This window comes from Pseudomonas sp. G11-1, from assembly GCF_024031555.1.
Lineage (GTDB): Bacteria > Pseudomonadota > Gammaproteobacteria > Pseudomonadales > Pseudomonadaceae > Halopseudomonas > Halopseudomonas bauzanensis.
This window is the reverse complement of the sequence record NZ_QEYQ01000002.1, coordinates 881,758-898,431: the sequence shown is the minus strand read 5'-3', so window position 1 is coordinate 898,431 and position 16,674 is coordinate 881,758. Positions and strand designations below refer to the sequence as shown.

Sequence of the window (16,674 nt, the reverse complement as noted above, 5' to 3'; positions counted from 1 at the left end):
CATGCTGCACCTGACCCATGAACCTATCGATATTCAGGCCTTGCTGGCGCTGGATCGCTATCCGGAGTGCGGAGGGCTGGCGCTGTTTGTCGGTACCGTACGCAACCATCATCAGGGCATGTCAGTGGAAAGCCTGAGCTATACCGCCTATGCGCCGCTGGCGACAAAGCGCATCGCCGATATTGAAAACGATGCCTGCCGCCGTTTCGGCCTAAGCTATTGCCGGGTGGTGCATCGGCTTGGCTCGCTGCGCATCGGTGATGTGGCGATCGCCTGCGTGGTCCGGTCGGGCCATCGTGCGGAAGCTTTCGAGGCTTGCCGTCATGTGGTCGATGAAGTGAAACACCAGGCACCGATCTGGAAGGAAGAGCATTACACCGATGGCAGCAGCGCTTATGTGCAGGGCTGCTGCATTCGCCCCGACGCCCGCGACACCTGTGATGGAGATCGCCCTTGAAAGATGTCAGCAACAAGCCAGACTCGTTCCGCAGCGCCCGGGCCCAATGCCGGCTGCGGGCGCCGCAGGACTGTATCGAGCGACTGCGGCGCGGCGACACAGACAAGGGCGATGCGCTGCAGGCTGCCCGCATTGCCGGAATACTGGCCGCCAAGCGCACCGACGAACTGCTGCCGATGTGCCATTCCCTGCCGATCCACCGGGCTGAGGTGATCTTCGAACTGGGCGAAGAACAGGTGACCATCTTCGCCGAGGTGCAGACCATCGGCCCCACCGGCGTCGAGATGGAAGCGCTGACCGCAGCGCAGGTGGCGGCGCTGACCCTGTATGACATGCTCAAGCCGCATACCAGCCCGGATCGCCTGGAGATCACCGATGGTCGGCTGTTGGAGAAAACCGGGGGCAAATCGCAGTTTCGCCGATATCTGCGGGCACCCCTGAGCGCAGCGGTGATCGTGCTGTCGGACAGCGTGGCGGCTGGCCGGAAGCCGGACACCGCCGGGCGTTCGGTGCAGGTCGGCTTGTCCGCGGCCGGCTTTGAGCCGGTGCATTACCAGGTGTTGCCCGATGAACCCACGCAGCTGCGCGACGCAGTGCAGACTCAATTGGCGCAGGGTATAGCGCTGGTGATTACCGTAGGCGGCACGGGTGTCGGGCCGAGGGATTGCACCGTGGAGACCGTACAGCCGCTATTGACCACCGAGCTGCCGGGGATGATGGAAGCGGCCCGGGACTTCGGTCAGCGCCGAACGCCCTACGCGATGATGTCGCGGGGCGTGGCCGGCCTGGCCGGCGATACCCTGCTGATCACCTTCCCCGGTAGCCGTCGCGGGGCTGAAGAAACGCTGGCGGCGCTGTTGCCTGGTCTGGTGCACCTGCTGGAGGTATGTCGGGCCGGCCAGCCGCATCCGGGTGGTTACAACTGATGGCATGCGGAACAACGCAGGGCTTGCTGTCCGTGGCGGACGCTCTGGCGACTTACCGACGGGTGCTGGCGCCGCTGTCGGCGCAGGAGCTGCCCATCGAAGCGGCACTGGGGCAGGTGCTGGCGGAAACGGTGCGGGCGGCAGTGGATCTGCCGTTGTTCGATCAAAGTGCAGTCGATGGGTATGCCGTGCGCAGTGAGGACCTGCAACGTGCCTCGCCGCAGCGGCCGGTAAGGTTGACGCTGAGCGGGGAGATTCCCGCCGGCCAGAGCACGGCCCGGGCAGTGGCACTGGGCTGCGCCATGCGCATTCTGACCGGAGCACCGGTGCCGGCGGGGGCCGATACCATAGTGCGCCAGGAATGGGTGGTGGGTGAGGGTGGTGTGGTCAGGGTCGAGCGTGCACTGGCGCCAGCGACCGATCTGCGTCTGCGTGGTGAGGAATTACGACGGGGGGCTGTCCTGGCTGACCCTGGCCTGCGGTTGGATGCGGGCCGCCTGGCGGCGCTTGCCATGGCCGGTGTATCGCGGGTCAAAGTGCATCCCCGGGCGCGGATAACGGTATTGGTGACCGGTGATGAAGTGAAACCGGTGGGAGAGCTGCTGGCACCTGGGCAAATCTTTGATGCCAACGGGCCGCTGGTACGCGGCTGGCTGGCGCAGCGTGGCCAGCCCCTGGTGCGCTGCTGTGTGGTGGCGGATCGTTTCGATAATGTGTGCGAGGCGCTGGCACAGGCGCTGGAGGAGTCGGATGCGGTCATCACCACCGGTGGTGTGTCGGTCGGCGACCGGGACCACGTGCCGGACGCAGCAGAGCGTCTTGGGCTGACACGGCATTTCTGGAAATTGGCGCAAAAGCCCGGCAAGCCGCTGTGGTTCGGCACCCGTACTCAAGCCGGGCGTAGCATTCCACTGATTGGCTTGCCGGGCAATCCGGCAGCGGTACTCGTGGGGCTGGTTGTGCATGTGGCAGCGGTGATTCGCGCCCTGGAAGGTGAGGACGCTGAGCCGGAGTGGGGCTATGCCGCCTTACAGGAGGATGCCATGCCGGCCGACCAGCGTGATCAGTGGCTACGCATGCAGTTAAGGACAGATCCACTCAGTGGCACTGCAACCCTCGCACCGTTACCGCGCCAGGCGTCGCATATGCTGTCGAACATGATGGCTGCGGATGTGCTGGCCTGGGTGCCGGCCAGTGAAGAGGCCTGGCGTGCTGGTTCGGTGGTGCGCTGGTTGGCGTTGCGATAAACCGGGCATAAAGAAAAGCCCGGCGAGCCGGGCTTTTCCTTCACTCAATCACTCAATTGTGCGCATGCAAGATGCTATTCAACTGAATAGCGCTCTTGTTGGTCTTGCACTCGATCGAGCCGGTCTGTGAGTTGCGGCGGAACAGCAGGTCGGGCTGGTTGGCCAGGTCGCGGGCCTTGATGATTTCCACCAGGTTGTCGGCGTCGTCCAGCAGCGCGACCTTGAGGCCCGCGGTGATGTACAGGCCGGCTTCGACGGTGCAGCGATCACCCAGCGGGATGCCGATACCGGCGTTGGCGCCGATCAGACAGCCTTCACCCACCGAGATGACGATATTGCCGCCGCCGGAGAGTGTACCCATGGTCGAGCTGCCGCCACCCAGATCCGAGCCCTTGCCGACGAATACGCCAGCGGAGATGCGGCCCTCCACCATGCTGGTACCGGCGGTACCCGCATTGAAGTTGATGAAGCCTTCATGCATGACGGTGGTGCCTTCGCCGATGTAGGCGCCCAGGCGGACTCGGGCGGTGTCGGCGATGCGTACACCGCTGGGCACGACATAGTTGGTCATCAGCGGGAATTTGTCGACGCTGTGCACCTGCAGATCGCGGCCCTCAAGGCGGGCTGCCAGCTGGCGCTGGGGCAGCTCGCTCAGGTCGATGGCGCCTTCGTTGGTCCAGGCAACATTGGGCAGCAGCGGGAACAGGCCAGCCAGCACCACTTCATGGGGCTTGACCAGACGATGCGACAGCAGGTGCAGCTTGAGATAGGCACCGGGGGTGGTGATGGGCGCGTCATCGGTTTCCAGAATGGTGGCGACCAGCGGGCGGGTGCTGTGCTCCAACTGGTTGGCCAATGCGCCGAGCTCGGCAAAGCCTGCATCGATAAGGGCTTTGCCCAGTGCGGCGCACTGACTGGCGTTAAAGTTGATGGCCTGGTTGCCACCGTCGTAGCCGAGCTGCTCGGCGAAAACGGCAACGATACGGCGATCGGGTTTCAGGAGTGGTTGGGGATAGTACACTTCCAACCAGTCACCGGCATTGTTCTGGGTGCCGATACCCAGGGCCAGGCTGAAATGGTCACTCATCAGGGGTGGTTCCTTTGTGCATGTAGTCAGAAGGCAGCGGCGTAGAGATCGGGCTTGAAGCCGACCAGACGCTGTGAGCCGGTATCCAGTACCGGTCTTTTTATCATTGAGGGGTTGGCCTGCATGAGAGCGACGGCCTTGTTCTGGTCGATGTCCTGCTTGTCTGCGTCATCGAGCTTGCGGAAGGTCGTGCCCTGGCGGTTGAGAATTTTCTCCCAGCCATGTTCGGTGCACCAGGCGTGCAGCCGGTTAGCATCAATGCCTTCCTTCTTGTAGTCGTGAAACTGGTATTCGACGCCATGTTCGTCCAGCCAGGTGCGGGCTTTTTTCATGGTGTCGCAGGCCTTGATGCCGTAGAGGGTGATCATGGTCAGAGGCTCCTGATAAAGGTACGAATGCGTTGCGCTGCTTCGATGCAGTCGCCGAGCGGTGCAACCAGCGCCAGGCGCACACGACCGGCGCCAGGGTTATGGCCCTCGACATCGCGTGACAGGTAGCGTCCCGGTACCACGGCCACGTTCTGCTCGGCCAGCAGGCGACGGGTGAAGGTTTCGTCATCGATGGGCGTGACGGGCCACAGATAGAAGCCGGCATCGGGGCGCTGGACGTCCATGACATCACCGAGGATGTCCAGTACGGCATCGAACTTGGCCTGGTACAGGCTGCGGTTGGTCTGTACATGCGCTTCGTCTTGCCAGGCGGCGAGACTGGCCAATTGAGTCTGGACCGGCATGGCGCAGCCGTGATACGTGCGATAGGTCAGATAGGGTTCGAGCAGACGGGCGTCGCCGGCAATGAAGCCGGAGCGCAGACCGGGCAGGTTGGAGCGCTTGGACAGACTGTGAAACACCACGCAGCGGGAAAAGTCCGTGCGTCCCAGACTGGCACAGGCCTGCAGCAGACCGACCGGAGCCGGTTGGGCCGGTGAGTAGATTTCGCTGTAGCACTCATCCGAGGCGATGACGAAGTCGTACTCGTCCGCCAGCGCGATGAGTTTCTGCAGGGTGTGCAGTGAGGTGACTGCGCCAGTGGGGTTGCCGGGGGAGCAGATGAACAGCAACTGGCAGCGCCGCCAGATATCTGCCGGCACCTTGTCGAAATCGGGGATGAACCCATTGCTGGCATCGCAAGCCAGATAATGTGGCTGTACGCCGGCCAGCAGCGCTGCGCCCTCGTAGATCTGATAGAAGGGGTTGGGGCTGACCACCAGACCTTGCGGGTCCCGCTGCACCACGGCCTGGGTAAAGGAGAACAGCGCCTCGCGGGTACCGGTGACCGGCAATACGTTCCGGTCGGCGTCGAGCATGCCGGTGGGCAGCTGGAAACGCTGGCTCAGCCAGTCAGCGATACCCTGGCGTAGCGCCGGCAGGCCTGCGGTCGAGGGGTAGATGGCCGCCTTGTCCAGGTGTGCCGCCATGGCGTCCAGCACGAAGGCCGGCGAAGCATGCTTGGGTTCGCCGATCGACAGGGATATCGGTGACAGCGCCGGGTTGGGGGTGATATCGGCGACCAGTGCCCGCAACTTTTCAAAGGGGTAGGGTTGCAGTTGCTGCAGGTCCTGGTTCATCCGGGGTCGATCCTCAAAACACGATTGAATGGGGTATGCCGTTATCCGACTGCTGGGTGTGGGGGCCGAGTGTACGGATGATGGTGCTCTGCAATCGCTCGCACAATTGCGGATCGGACAGTGGTTGATTGTCCGCATCGGTGATCACGAATACGTCGTCCACACGCTCACCCAGCGTGACGATGCGCGCATTTTGCACGCTGATGTCGAAATCGAGAAATATTTTTCCCATTCTGGCCAATAGGCCTGGCCTATCGGGCGCGCTCAATTCCAGCGTGGTGTGCTGTCCACTATGGTCAGTGAAGATGGTGACCTCGGGCTCGAAGGCGAAGTGCTTGAGCTGTCGCGGCACCCGGCGCTGGATGATGGCGGGGTAGGCGTCGGGGTCGGAAAGTGCCTCAAGCAGCCCGGCCTTGATCTCGCGGATGCGTTCGGGATGATCGCCGATCGGGCCGCCATCGGCGTCCAGCACAATATAGGTATCCAGGCTGAAGCGGTTGGTGGTGGTGATCACCCGGGCGTCCTGAATGCTCAGGTTGAGCTGATCCATGGCTGCGGCAGTCACGGCGAATAGATCGTGCTGCTCGGGCGTGTAGAGGAATATCTGGGTGGCGCCCTCGAATTCACGCTGGGCTGTTTCCTTGATCAGCACCAGCGGGCCGCGGTGCTCGGGATGTTGCACGATGGCTTCGGTATGCCAGGCGATATCGCTGGCGGTGTGGCGCAGGAAGTAATCGTCACCCAGTTGTGCCCAGAGCGCTTCGGCGTCCTCCTCGTCGATGCCCGTGCGTACCAGGATATCCATGGCGGCATGTTGAGTGTCGGCGATCAATTGCGCGCGATTGGGCGGATTGTCCAGCCCGCGGCGCAGGGCGCGCTTGGTCTCGGTATACAACTGGCGCAGCAGCGAGGCCCGCCAGGAGTTCCACATATTGGGGTTGGTGGCGTTGATATCGGCGATGGTCAGCACATACAGGTAGTCCAGGCGCACCTGGTTGCCCAGCTGGACGGCGAAGTCGTGGATCACCTGGGGGTCGGAGATATCCTTGCGCTGGGCGGTAGTGGACATCAGCAGATGATGCTCCACCAGCCAACTGACCAGGTGGGTATCCCAGGCGGGCAATTGATGACGCTGGCAGAACAGCGTAGCGTCGATCGCACCCAGCTCGGAATGATCGCCGCCACGGCCCTTGGCGATGTCGTGGTACAGTCCGGCCATGTACAGCAGGTCCGGCTTGGGCAGGCGGCAGAAGATCTTCCAGGCCAGCGGATACTTTTCCTGATAATCGGGGCGGCCCAGCTTGCGCAGGTGCTTGATCAGGTTGAGCGTGTGGGCGTCCACGGTATAGATGTGGAACAGGTCGTGCTGCATCTGCCCGACGATACGGCCGAATTCCGGCAGATAACGCCCGAGAATGCCGTAGCGATTCATGCGACGCAGGTTGCGGTGCACGCCTTCGCGGCAGCGCAGCAGTTCGACGAACAGGCTGGTGTTGCGGATGTCGCTGCGAAAGTTGTCATCGATCAGATGGCGATGGTCACGCAGCAGGCGGATGCTGTCGGCGCGCACGCCACGGATCTCCGGATGTTGGGCCATCAGCACGAAGATTTCCAGCAGCGCGAAGGGCGTGCGCTTGAATACCTGCGGGTGCGTCACTTCGATGTAGTGATTGCGCACCTGGAAGCGGGAGTTGAGCGGCTGGATCTCTGCCGACTCGGCATCGCGCAGCAGGATCTCCTCGAAATGCTGCATCAGCAGGTCGTTAAGTTCCGACAGCGACATGACGATGCGGTAGTACTTCTGCATGAAGCGCTCGACCGCAAGCTTGGCGTCGTTGTCTTCAAAGCCGAACAGACGGGCGATGGCGCGCTGGTGATCAAACAGCAACCGGTCCTCGGCGCGCCCGGCCAGGGCATGCAGAGCAAAGCGTACCTGCCAGAGAAAGGTGCGACCGCCGGCGAGGATGTTGTACTCCGGCTCGTTCAGGAAGCCCTGTTCGACCAGTTCGCGCAGGTCGCTGGTGCCGAAGTGGCGCAGGGCGACCCAGCCGATGGTCTGGATATCACGCAGCCCGCCGGGTGAACTCTTGACGTTGGGTTCGAGGTTGTACTCGGTGTCATTGAACTTGGCGTGACGGGCATGTTGCTCGGCGCGCTTGGCACGGAAGAATTCGGCGCTGGTCCACATGTGCTGCGGCCCGACAGCGTCGAGCATGGCCTGGCGCAAGGCTTCGTCACCAACCAGTGTCCGTGATTCCATCAGATTGGTGATCACGGTGACATCGGCGCGCGCCTCGTCTTGGCATTCGCTGATGGTCCGCACGCTCTGGCCAACTTCCAGGCCGATGTCCCAGAGTAGCGTGAGAAAGTGGCTGATAGCCTCGTTGTAGCGATCGCCGGTGCCATCGCGTAGCAGGATCAGTAGGTCGATGTCCGAATGGGGGTGTAATTCCCCGCGCCCGTAGCCGCCGCCAGCCAGCAAGGCGATATCGGCTTCGTCGGGGCAGCCGAGGGTAGTCCACGCCTGGCGCAGGATCTGATCGACCAGCCAGGCCCGATCGTGAATCAGCTTGTGAATGTCCCGGCCGCCCTCAAAACGTGCCTGCAATACCTCGCGGGCATGGCGCAGGGCTTTCTTGAAAGCCGGAATCGGGCTGCGCTTGAGGGCCAGGTCCGCCTGGAATTGGCCAGGGTCAAACAGTTCGTGATCCACAATGATTCCTCGGCAGAGTTGGCCTTTAGCGGAAGTCTTCTTCCTTGCGCAGAGTCAGCACCTCATAGCCATCGGCAGTGACCAGGATAGTGTGCTCCCACTGGGCAGAGAGTTTGCGATCCTTGGTGATGGCGGTCCAGCCATCGCCCAGCAGCCGAGTTTCGGCACGCCCCTGATTGAGCATGGGCTCGATGGTGAAGATCATGCCTTCCTTCAGCTCCAGTCCGGTGCCGGCCTTGCCGTAGTGCAGCACCTGGGGCTCTTCATGGAAGACCTTGCCGATGCCGTGGCCGCAATAGTCGCGCACCACGCTGTAACGGTTGGCGTGGGCATGGTCCTGGATGATCTGGCCGATATCACCGAGGTGGGCGCCGGGGCGAACCACGGAGATACCCTTGTACAGGCACTCCTGGGTAACGCGGGACAGTCGGGTGACCCAGTCGGGCACCTCGCCAACATGGAACATCTTGCTGGTGTCACCGTGGTAGCCATCCTTGATTACAGTGATATCGATATTCATCGCGTCGCCATTCTTCAGCGGCTTGTCGTTGGGAATACCATGGCAGACCACGTGATTGAGCGAGGTGCAGATGGACTTGGGGAAGGGGATGCGACCGTGCCCGCCGCCGTAGTTCAGCGGCGCGGGAATGGCTTTCTGTTCATTGATGATGAAGTCGTGACAACGCTGGTTCAGCTCATCGGTGGTCACGCCCGGCTTGACGTATTCCCCGATCATTTCCAGCACTTCGGCGGCCAGTCGGCCGGCGACGCGCATGCCGGCGATGTCTTCGGGGGTCTTGATGGATACGCTCATGATTGGGGGAATTCTCTCGTCTTGCCACGCCGACTGGCGTGCGGAATGGATTGATTGGGCGTGAGTTTATCAGATAGAAAGGCTGCCCGGGGCAGGCGCCGTTCGGCACGCCAGCCTTTATTCGGCCCCCCACTCTATGGTATAAAGCGCCGCGCCTGAGAGAACCGCAGATTTTTACCTCAGGTATTTACTGAAACCGCACACGTATCGACACGTTGTCCTGGGTGCCCTTCGGGGTTGGATAGCGGGATGCGTGGAGGCCCAACCCGATCTATATATGGAGTTATCATGACCCAAGTTTCCATGCGTGACATGCTGAAGGCCGGTGCGCACTTTGGCCACCAGACCCGTTACTGGAACCCGAAAATGGGCAAGTTCATTTTCGGCGCTCGCAACAAGATTCACATCATCAACCTGGAAAAGACCATGCCGATGTTCCATGAAGCCCTGAGCTTCGTGGAGAAACTGGCCAGTGGCAAGAACAAGCTGCTGTTCGTCGGTACCAAGCGCGCTGCCAGCAAGATCATTGCTGAAGAAGCCACCCGCGCTGGCATGCCCTACGTTGATCATCGCTGGCTCGGCGGCATGCTGACCAACTACAAGACCATCCGTCAGTCCATCAAGCGTCTGCGTGACCTGGAAGTTCAGTCCCAGGACGGGACTTTCACCAAGCTGACCAAGAAAGAAGCCCTGATGCGCACCCGCGACCTGGAAAAGCTGGATCGCGGCCTGGGTGGTATCAAGGACATGGGCGGCCTGCCTGACGCCATCTTCGTCATCGACGTCGAGCACGAGCGCATTGCTATCACCGAAGCCAACAAGCTGGGCATCCCGGTCATCGGCATCGTCGATACCAACAGCAGCCCCGAAGGCATCGACTACGTGATCCCCGGTAACGATGACGCCATCCGCGCCATCAAGCTGTACGCCGGCGCCATGGCTGATGCTGTACTGCGCGGCAAAAACAGCGGCGGTGTCGACGAGTTCGTCGAAGAAGCTGCTGCGGCTCCCGAGGCCTCCGAAGGCTGAGCAGGAACCGGCGTGGTCTCAATGCCGTAACCAAGAAGGGGGCCTTGCCCCCTTTTTGCACTATGTTGAAATATCTTGAAAGCAACATGATGAGGCTACCCTGTGGTCCGGGTGGCTCCCAATCAAGCAAGCCAGAGGAATAATTCATGTCACAGATTACTGCAGCCATGGTCAAGGAACTGCGTGAGCGTACCGGCCAGGGCATGATGGATTGCAAAAAGGCGCTTGCCGCAGCGGATGGCGACATCGAGAAAGCCATCGACGACATGCGTGCTGCCGGTGCGATCAAGGCCGCCAAGAAAGCTGGCAACATTGCCGCTGAAGGCTCCATTGCTGTCAAGGTGGCGGACGACAACAAGTCAGCCATTATCATCGAAGTCAACTCCCAGACCGACTTCCTGGCGCTGCAAGACGACTTCAAGGGCTTCGTCAACGATAGCCTGGAGAAGGGTTTCGCTGCCGGTTACACCGACGCTGCTCCGCTGATCGCCGATCAGGAAACCGCCCGTGAGGCGCTGGTTGCCAAGTGTGGTGAGAACGTCAACATCCGTCGTCTGACCCGTGTTGAAGGCGACGTGGTGGGTGCCTACCTGCACGGTCATCGTATCGGTGTGCTGGTTGTCCTGAAAGGCGGCGACGCCGAGCTGGCCCGTGACATCGCCATGCACGTGGCTGCCAGCAACCCGCAGCTGCTTGATCCTTCCCAGGTATCTCCTGAAGTGATCGAGAAGGAAAAGGAAATCTTCCTGAGCCTGAATGCTGACAAGATCGCCGGCAAGCCGGAGAACATTGTTGAGAATATGGTCAAAGGCCGGATCAACAAGTTCCTCGCCGAAGCCAGTCTGGTCGAGCAGGCCTTCGTCAAGGATCCGGAAATCAAGGTCGGCGAGCTGGCCAAGAAAGCCGGTGCTGAAATCGTTTCCTTCACCCGCTTTGAAGTGGGCGAGGGCATCGAGCGTGCCGAGGTTGACTTCGCTGCCGAAGTAGCTGCCCAGATTGCTGCCTCCAAGCAGTAATTGCGCGGCGTGACCAGCGCTCTGCAGACTCCCTGCGCGGAGTCTGCAACCAGAGTAGTATCGGAAGGCTTCCCGCGCAGGCGTGAAGCCTTCTTTTTAAGAAATACTGAACAAGTCGCCATCCTGATGGTCTGGGTGTGACTTGTTGAGTGTTTCACCAGCCACAGCAGGAGAGTGATGAATGGCCCAGCTACCTAGCAGCCGTCAGCCCAAGTACAAGCGAATCCTTCTCAAACTCAGCGGAGAGGCCCTGATGGGTACCGAAGACTTCGGTATCGATCCCAAGGTGCTGGACCGCATGGCGCTGGAAATCGGCCAACTGATCGGCATTGGTGTACAGGTGGGACTGGTGATCGGTGGCGGCAATCTGTTCCGCGGCGCCGCTCTCAGTGCCGCTGGCATGGACCGGGTTACCGGTGACCACATGGGCATGCTGGCCACCGTAATGAACGGTTTGGCCATGCGCGACTCCCTGGAGCGCTCCAATATCCAGACCCGGGTGATGTCAGCTATCACCATGGAAGGCGTCACCGAGCATTATGATCGACGCAAGGCCATGCGCTATCTGGCTGGTGGCGACGTGGTAATATTTTCCGCTGGTACCGGTAACCCCTTCTTCACCACCGACACTGCCGCCTGCCTGCGCGGTATCGAGGTGGATGCGGATGTGGTATTGAAGGCAACCAAGGTGGACGGCGTCTATAACCGCGATCCGATGAAGGATCCGAATGCCGAACGTTTTGACAAGCTCAGCTATGACCAGGTGCTGGACCTCAAGCTGGGTGTAATGGATCTGACAGCCATCTGTCTGATCCGCGATCACCAGATGCCCTTGCGGGTATTCAACATGAACAAGCCTGGCGCGCTGCTCAATGCAGTGGTAGGAAGCGCCGAGGGAACATTGATCGAGGGCTGAGTAATGATCAACGAAATCAAGCAAGAAGCGCAGGAACGTATGAAGAAGTCGGCCGAGTCGCTGGACGTCGCCTTCGCCAAGATCCGCACTGGTCGGGCACACCCGAGCATTCTCGACAGCGTTATGGTGTCCTACTACGGGTCCGACACGCCGCTGCGTCAGGTGGCCAACGTCACCGTCGAAGACTCGCGTACGCTGGCCCTGAGCGTATTCGACAAGAGCATGATTCAGGCTGTGGAAAAGGCCATCATGACTTCCGACCTGGGTCTGAACCCGGCGACTGCCGGCACCACCATCCGTGTGCCGATGCCCGCACTGACCGAGGAAACCCGCAAGGGTTATACCAAGCAGGCGCGCAGCGAAGCGGAGAACGCGCGGGTGGCAGTACGCAATATCCGTCGTGATGCGCTGGGTCAGTTGAAGGACCTGCAGAAGGAAAAGGAAATCAGCGAAGACGACGAGCGTCGTGCCGCAGATGAGGTGCAGAAACTCACCGACAAGTACATTGCCGAGATCGACAAGGCGCTGGAAGCCAAAGAAACGGACCTGATGGCCATCTGAGGCAGATCCCGCCCTGGCGGGTGCTGCCCAAGGGCGCGCCTGATCGGGGCAGGGGCACCAGGAGATGAATTTGTTCAGCACACCAGCAGACCCTGATCATGACTGATAATAAAGCTGCAACCGGGTCCGTCCCTCGCCATGTCGCCATCATCATGGATGGCAACAACCGCTGGGCACGCAAACGTTTCCTGCCCGGTGTGGCAGGGCACAAAGCGGGCGTGGATGCCGTCCGTGCGGTCATCGAGGTGTGCGCCCGGGAAGGGGTGGAAGTACTTACGCTGTTCGCCTTCTCCAGTGAGAACTGGGCCCGGCCGCAGGCTGAGGTCGGCGCCTTGATGGAGCTGTTCCTGCTGGCGCTGCACCGGGAAGTGCGCAAGCTGCGGGATAACGACATCCGTCTGAGCATCATTGGTGAGCGCAGCCGCTTTGCGCCAAAGTTGCAGCAGGCGATGGCGGATGCCGAGGCCTACACTGCTGAATGTCGTGGTCTGCGGCTGCTGGTGGCAGCCAATTACGGCGGGCAATGGGATATCACCCAGGCGGCCCGTTCGCTGGCGCGCGATGCTGCAGCGGGCATTCTGGACGCTGATACCATCGAAGCGGATGATCTCGCAGCCCGGCTCAGTACTGCCGGTCTGCCGCTGCCCGATCTGTGTATTCGCACCGGCGGCGAGCGGCGTATCAGCAACTTCGTGCTGTGGCAGATGGCCTATGCCGAACTCTATTTTTCCGATCTCTTCTGGCCTGATTTCAAACACGATGCCATGCGCGAGGCACTGGCGGATTTTGCTCGCCGGCAGCGGCGCTTTGGCAAGACCAGCGAACAAGTGGCAGCGGAGTCCTGATGCTCAAGCAACGCATTCTCACCGGCGTGATTCTAGCGCCCCTGGTCATCGCCGGCTTTGTGCTGCTCGACCATCTCTGGTTTGCCGTGATGATCGGCTTCATTGTTACCCTGGGAGCCTGGGAGTGGGCCCGGCTTGCCGGTGAGGCCTCGCAGAAAGGGCGGGTAATCTATGCTCTGGCGGTGGCGCTGATGCTGGTCGGCCTGTATCGCGATGCCTGGGCGCCGCATTTTCTGCTGGCGCCGGCACTGGGCTGGTGGCTGCTGGCGACCAGTATGATCATACGCTACCCCAACGGTCGCGGACTCTGGACCGGCTCACTGATTGCGCAGCTGTTCGGTTTGCTGATATTGCTGCCGGCGTGGTACGGACTGGTCTGGCTGCGTGCGCTGGACGGCGGGCTGTGGCTGATACTGGCTGTGGTGGTGATGGTCTGGGCGGCGGATATCGGCGCTTATTTTGCCGGCAAGACCTTCGGCCGCAACAAGCTGCTGCCGCGGGTCAGCCCCGGCAAGACCATCGAGGGTCTGCTTGGTGGTGTGCTGTTGACCCAGTTGCTCGCCGTGGCGGCGATGCTCTATCTCGGCTGGTCCATGCAATCTATCCTGATCGGTATGGTTGGTACCCTGGTAGTCGTCCTGTTTTCGGTCGTGGGTGATCTGACCGAAAGCCTGTTCAAGCGCGAGCAGGGGCTGAAAGACAGCAGCAACCTGTTGCCCGGGCATGGAGGTGTGATGGACCGCATCGACAGCCTGACGGCGGCGGTACCGGTTTTCTCCCTGGGCTGGTATCTGTTCGGGAGTCTGCTGGGTTGAGTCACGAATGGATTACAGTGTTGGGTGCGACCGGCTCGATCGGCGTCAGCACTCTGGATGTGCTGGCCCGGCACGTTGACCGCTACAGTGTTTTCGCTCTGACCGGGCACAGCCGCATGGCTGTGCTGGAGGCGCAGTGTCAACAGCACCGGCCGGTGTTCGCTGTGGTGGCGGACGCGGCCCAGGCAGCTGAACTGCAGCCGCGTCTGGCGGCGGCCGGTGTGCCGACCCGGGTACTGCATGGGTCCGAGGCGCTGGCCGACGTGGCAGCCGATCAGCGTGTCCAGGTAGTCATGGCGGCCATTGTGGGCGCGGCCGGACTGGCCCCGACGCTGGCGGCAGTACGTGCCGGCAAGCGCGTATTGCTGGCCAACAAGGAAGCGCTGGTCATGTCTGGCGCCCTGTTCATGCAGACGGTGAGCCAGTCTGGCGCGCAGCTGCTGCCGATCGACAGCGAGCACAACGCCATCTTTCAGTGCATGCCGCAGAACTACGGCGCCGGCCTCGGCAAGGTAGGCGTGCGGCGTATTCTGCTCACCGCTTCTGGCGGACCCTTCCGCGATTATGCGCTGGAAGACCTGGTCGGGGTAACACCAGCACAGGCCTGCGCGCACCCCAACTGGTCGATGGGACAGAAAATCTCTGTGGACTCGGCCAGCATGATGAACAAGGGCCTGGAGCTGATCGAGGCCTGCTGGCTGTTCGATGCGCGACCCGAGCAGGTCGAGGTGGTGGTGCACCCACAGAGCGTGATGCATTCGCTGGTCGATTACGTCGATGGGTCGGTGCTGGCGCAGCTGGGCAATCCCGATATGCGTACCCCCATCGCCCACGCTCTGGCGTGGCCGGAGCGGATCGATTCCGGGGTCAGTGCGCTCGACCTGCTGCGGACCGCGCGGTTGGACTTCCAGGCCCCTGATCCGCTGCGTTTCCCCTGTCTGTCCTTGGCTCGGCAGGCTTTTGACGCTGGCGGCACCGCCTGCGCCATCCTCAACGCCGCCAACGAGGTGGCCGTGCAGGCCTTTCTCGGTGGACGCATTGGTTTCACCGACATCCCTGTTATTATCGAGCACACATTGAACTGCCTTCCGCCCGAGCGGGTCGAAGAGCTGCCACAGGTCATGCTGGCTGATCAGCAGGCCCGTGAACAGGCGGAAACATGGCTGGTCAAGCGGGTCTGAGTATGAGACTCAGACCGGTCCCCGAATGAGGCGCTGAATGGATCTTTTGTTTACTCTGCTGGCCACCATCGTGGCATTGGGGCTGCTGGTCACCATTCACGAATACGGCCATTTCTGGGTCGCGCGTCGGTGCGGCGTCAAAGTGCTGCGCTTTTCCATCGGCTTCGGGCCGGCTTTGTACAGCTGGCATGATCGCCAGGGCACCGAGTATGTGATTGCCGGCATCCCGTTGGGCGGCTACGTCAAGATGCTCGATGAGCGCGAGAGTCCGGTGCCGGAGCAGGAGCTGGATCAAGCGTTCAACCGCAAGAGCGTCAAGCAGCGCATTGCCATCGTCGCTGCCGGCCCGTTGGCCAACTTCCTGCTGGCTATCCTGGCATTCTGGATCATTGCGGTGCTGGGTATCACCACGGTCGCGCCGGTAACCGGCCCGGTCGAGCCCGGCAGTATCGCCGAGCGCGCCGGTATGCGCGAAGGGTTGGAGATCCTCGAGATCGACGGTACCGCGACGCCCACCTGGCATGAAGTCAATCTGCAGCTGATCCGCCGCCTTGGCGAAACGGGGCAGCTGCAGCTGCTGGCGCGGGAAGGTGAGGGCGGCGCGCCGCAGAGTTATACCCTGCAGTTGCAGAGCTGGCTGCGCGGGGCCGAACAGCCGGACCCGGTAGCGGCGCTGGGTCTGACCAGCTGGAAGCCGGCGGTGCCTCCGCTGATCGGGCAGATCAGTCCGGATGGCGCGGCCGCGGCGGCTGGACTGCAAGCGGGCGATCTGATCGTGGCGATCGATGGCGAGCCGGTCAGCGATTGGTTGGTGGACGTGGTGCCGGCTATTCAGGCCAGCGCCGGTCAGACACTGGAATTGACCGTGGAGCGTGAGGGAGGCATCCGCACGTTGGCCCTGACTCCCGCGGCCCGTGAGCAGGATGGCCGGCTGATCGGTTTCATCGGTGCCGGTATCGAAGCCTTCGAATGGCCCGAGCACATGATGCGCAGCATCAGCCACAATCCGCTGACGGCGATCCCGGTGGCAGTGATGAAAACCTGGGACATGACCGCGCTGACCCTCGATTCGCTGAAAAAGATGGTCACCGGGCTGGTCTCGGCAAAAAACTTGAGCGGCCCGATAACCATTGCTAAAGTGGCGGGCGCCTCGGCCAAGTCTGGAGTCGAAAGCTTTCTCGGTTTCATTGCCTATCTGAGCATCAGTCTGGGGGTGTTGAATCTGCTGCCCATTCCGGTGCTCGACGGTGGTCATCTGGTGTATTACGTGGCCGAGTGGATTAGAGGCAAGCCCCTTTCCGAGCGTATCCAGGGGTGGGGATTGCAGATAGGATTGACCATGATTGTCGGCGTGATGTTATTCGCCATCTACAACGATATAAGCCGGTTGGGCAGCTGAGCGGCATAGAGATACGGAAGCGGGAATGTCCTGGTGACACCCGCTCCAATACCCGAGCTGTCGCATGCGGCAGATAAGAATTAACCAGTCAGCCAGAACGG

General features: G+C 61.5%; 16 protein-coding genes. 11 read left to right on the top strand and 5 right to left on the bottom strand.

Going from position 1 to position 16,674, the window contains the following annotated elements:
* Nucleotide 1: 1 nt before the first annotated feature.
* From DHB74_RS10185 to DHB74_RS10175, 3 genes are read left to right on the top strand one after another with little or no spacing between them, the layout of a single operon-like run.
* The gene (locus DHB74_RS10185) at nucleotides 2-457 is read left to right on the top strand and encodes a molybdenum cofactor biosynthesis protein MoaE (RefSeq protein ID WP_499161366.1); all 456 of its coding nucleotides are present in this window, start codon (nucleotides 2-4) and stop codon (nucleotides 455-457) included.
* On the top strand, nucleotides 454-1,383 hold the full coding sequence (gene moaCB, locus DHB74_RS10180; protein ID WP_036990894.1) for a bifunctional molybdenum cofactor biosynthesis protein MoaC/MoaB: 930 nt from the start codon (nucleotides 454-456) through the stop codon (nucleotides 1,381-1,383). Before DHB74_RS10185 ends, moaCB begins: the two co-directional genes overlap by 4 nt.
* A complete protein-coding gene (locus DHB74_RS10175) occupies nucleotides 1,383-2,630 on the top strand; it encodes a molybdopterin molybdotransferase MoeA (protein WP_499161365.1) in 1,248 nt (415 codons plus the stop codon). The genes moaCB and DHB74_RS10175 overlap by 1 nt, the downstream gene beginning before the upstream one ends.
* Before the next feature lie 52 nt (nucleotides 2,631-2,682).
* Here DHB74_RS10175 and dapD read toward each other — a convergent pair whose 3' ends face one another.
* The 5 genes from dapD to map are packed head-to-tail and all read right to left on the bottom strand — an operon-like array spanning nucleotide 2,683 to nucleotide 8,811.
* A complete protein-coding gene (dapD, locus tag DHB74_RS10170) occupies nucleotides 2,683-3,720 on the bottom strand; it encodes a 2,3,4,5-tetrahydropyridine-2,6-dicarboxylate N-succinyltransferase (protein WP_499161393.1) in 1,038 nt (345 codons plus the stop codon).
* 23 nt (nucleotides 3,721-3,743) lie between these two features.
* A complete protein-coding gene (locus DHB74_RS10165; RefSeq protein ID WP_036990889.1) occupies nucleotides 3,744-4,085 on the bottom strand; it encodes an ArsC family reductase in 342 nt (113 codons plus the stop codon).
* Between the two features lie 2 nt (nucleotides 4,086-4,087).
* Nucleotides 4,088-5,284, bottom strand: coding sequence for a succinyldiaminopimelate transaminase (gene dapC / locus DHB74_RS10160; protein ID WP_499161364.1), 1,197 nt, complete (start codon nucleotides 5,282-5,284; stop codon nucleotides 4,088-4,090).
* A gap of 13 nt (nucleotides 5,285-5,297) precedes the next feature.
* Nucleotides 5,298-7,997, bottom strand: a complete 2,700-nt coding sequence (locus DHB74_RS10155) for a [protein-PII] uridylyltransferase (protein WP_280165292.1) — start codon at nucleotides 7,995-7,997, stop codon at nucleotides 5,298-5,300.
* Nucleotides 7,998-8,022: 25 nt separating this feature from the next.
* Nucleotides 8,023-8,811 (bottom strand): type I methionyl aminopeptidase, encoded by a 789-nt coding sequence (gene map, locus DHB74_RS10150; protein ID WP_074780869.1) that lies wholly within the window; start codon nucleotides 8,809-8,811, stop codon nucleotides 8,023-8,025.
* A 288-nt stretch (nucleotides 8,812-9,099) separates the two neighbouring features.
* On the opposite strand from map, the gene rpsB reads away from it, so the two are divergent.
* From rpsB to rseP, 8 genes are all read left to right on the top strand, one after another.
* Nucleotides 9,100-9,840, top strand: coding sequence for a 30S ribosomal protein S2 (gene rpsB / locus DHB74_RS10145; RefSeq protein ID WP_036990884.1), 741 nt, complete (start codon nucleotides 9,100-9,102; stop codon nucleotides 9,838-9,840).
* Between the two features lie 146 nt (nucleotides 9,841-9,986).
* Complete coding sequence (tsf, locus tag DHB74_RS10140) at nucleotides 9,987-10,856, top strand: translation elongation factor Ts (RefSeq protein ID WP_036990882.1); 870 nt, start codon at nucleotides 9,987-9,989, stop codon at nucleotides 10,854-10,856.
* 181 nt (nucleotides 10,857-11,037) lie between these two features.
* The gene (gene pyrH / locus DHB74_RS10135; RefSeq protein ID WP_499161363.1) at nucleotides 11,038-11,772 is read left to right on the top strand and encodes a UMP kinase; all 735 of its coding nucleotides are present in this window, start codon (nucleotides 11,038-11,040) and stop codon (nucleotides 11,770-11,772) included.
* A gap of 3 nt (nucleotides 11,773-11,775) precedes the next feature.
* The gene (gene frr, locus DHB74_RS10130) at nucleotides 11,776-12,333 is read left to right on the top strand and encodes a ribosome recycling factor (RefSeq protein WP_036990877.1); all 558 of its coding nucleotides are present in this window, start codon (nucleotides 11,776-11,778) and stop codon (nucleotides 12,331-12,333) included.
* A 98-nt stretch (nucleotides 12,334-12,431) separates the two neighbouring features.
* The gene (uppS, locus tag DHB74_RS10125) at nucleotides 12,432-13,178 is read left to right on the top strand and encodes a polyprenyl diphosphate synthase (RefSeq protein WP_036990875.1); all 747 of its coding nucleotides are present in this window, start codon (nucleotides 12,432-12,434) and stop codon (nucleotides 13,176-13,178) included.
* Nucleotides 13,178-13,993, top strand: a complete 816-nt coding sequence (locus tag DHB74_RS10120) for a phosphatidate cytidylyltransferase (RefSeq protein WP_136869152.1) — start codon at nucleotides 13,178-13,180, stop codon at nucleotides 13,991-13,993. Before uppS ends, DHB74_RS10120 begins: the two co-directional genes overlap by 1 nt.
* Nucleotides 13,990-15,174, top strand: coding sequence for a 1-deoxy-D-xylulose-5-phosphate reductoisomerase (gene ispC / locus DHB74_RS10115; protein ID WP_499161362.1), 1,185 nt, complete (start codon nucleotides 13,990-13,992; stop codon nucleotides 15,172-15,174). Before DHB74_RS10120 ends, ispC begins: the two co-directional genes overlap by 4 nt.
* Before the next feature lie 37 nt (nucleotides 15,175-15,211).
* Nucleotides 15,212-16,573: a sigma E protease regulator RseP gene (rseP, locus tag DHB74_RS10110; protein WP_036990867.1), complete on the top strand. Its 1,362-nt coding sequence runs from the start codon at nucleotides 15,212-15,214 to the stop codon at nucleotides 16,571-16,573.
* Nucleotides 16,574-16,674: the final 101 nt, after the last annotated feature.

Coding starts and splice junctions, on each gene's coding strand:
- DHB74_RS10185 (WP_499161366.1), top strand. CDS start 2: ATGCTGCACCTGACCCATGAACCTATCGATATTCAGGCCTTGCTGGCG.
- rpsB (WP_036990884.1), top strand. CDS start 9,100: ATGACCCAAGTTTCCATGCGTGACATGCTGAAGGCCGGTGCGCACTTT.
- DHB74_RS10175 (WP_499161365.1), top strand. CDS start 1,383: ATGGCATGCGGAACAACGCAGGGCTTGCTGTCCGTGGCGGACGCTCTG.
- uppS (WP_036990875.1), top strand. CDS start 12,432: ATGACTGATAATAAAGCTGCAACCGGGTCCGTCCCTCGCCATGTCGCC.
- map (WP_074780869.1), bottom strand. CDS start 8,811: ATGAGCGTATCCATCAAGACCCCCGAAGACATCGCCGGCATGCGCGTC.
- DHB74_RS10165 (WP_036990889.1), bottom strand. CDS start 4,085: ATGATCACCCTCTACGGCATCAAGGCCTGCGACACCATGAAAAAAGCC.
- frr (WP_036990877.1), top strand. CDS start 11,776: ATGATCAACGAAATCAAGCAAGAAGCGCAGGAACGTATGAAGAAGTCG.
- tsf (WP_036990882.1), top strand. CDS start 9,987: ATGTCACAGATTACTGCAGCCATGGTCAAGGAACTGCGTGAGCGTACC.
- DHB74_RS10120 (WP_136869152.1), top strand. CDS start 13,178: ATGCTCAAGCAACGCATTCTCACCGGCGTGATTCTAGCGCCCCTGGTC.
- dapC (WP_499161364.1), bottom strand. CDS start 5,284: ATGAACCAGGACCTGCAGCAACTGCAACCCTACCCCTTTGAAAAGTTG.
- pyrH (WP_499161363.1), top strand. CDS start 11,038: ATGGCCCAGCTACCTAGCAGCCGTCAGCCCAAGTACAAGCGAATCCTT.
- rseP (WP_036990867.1), top strand. CDS start 15,212: ATGGATCTTTTGTTTACTCTGCTGGCCACCATCGTGGCATTGGGGCTG.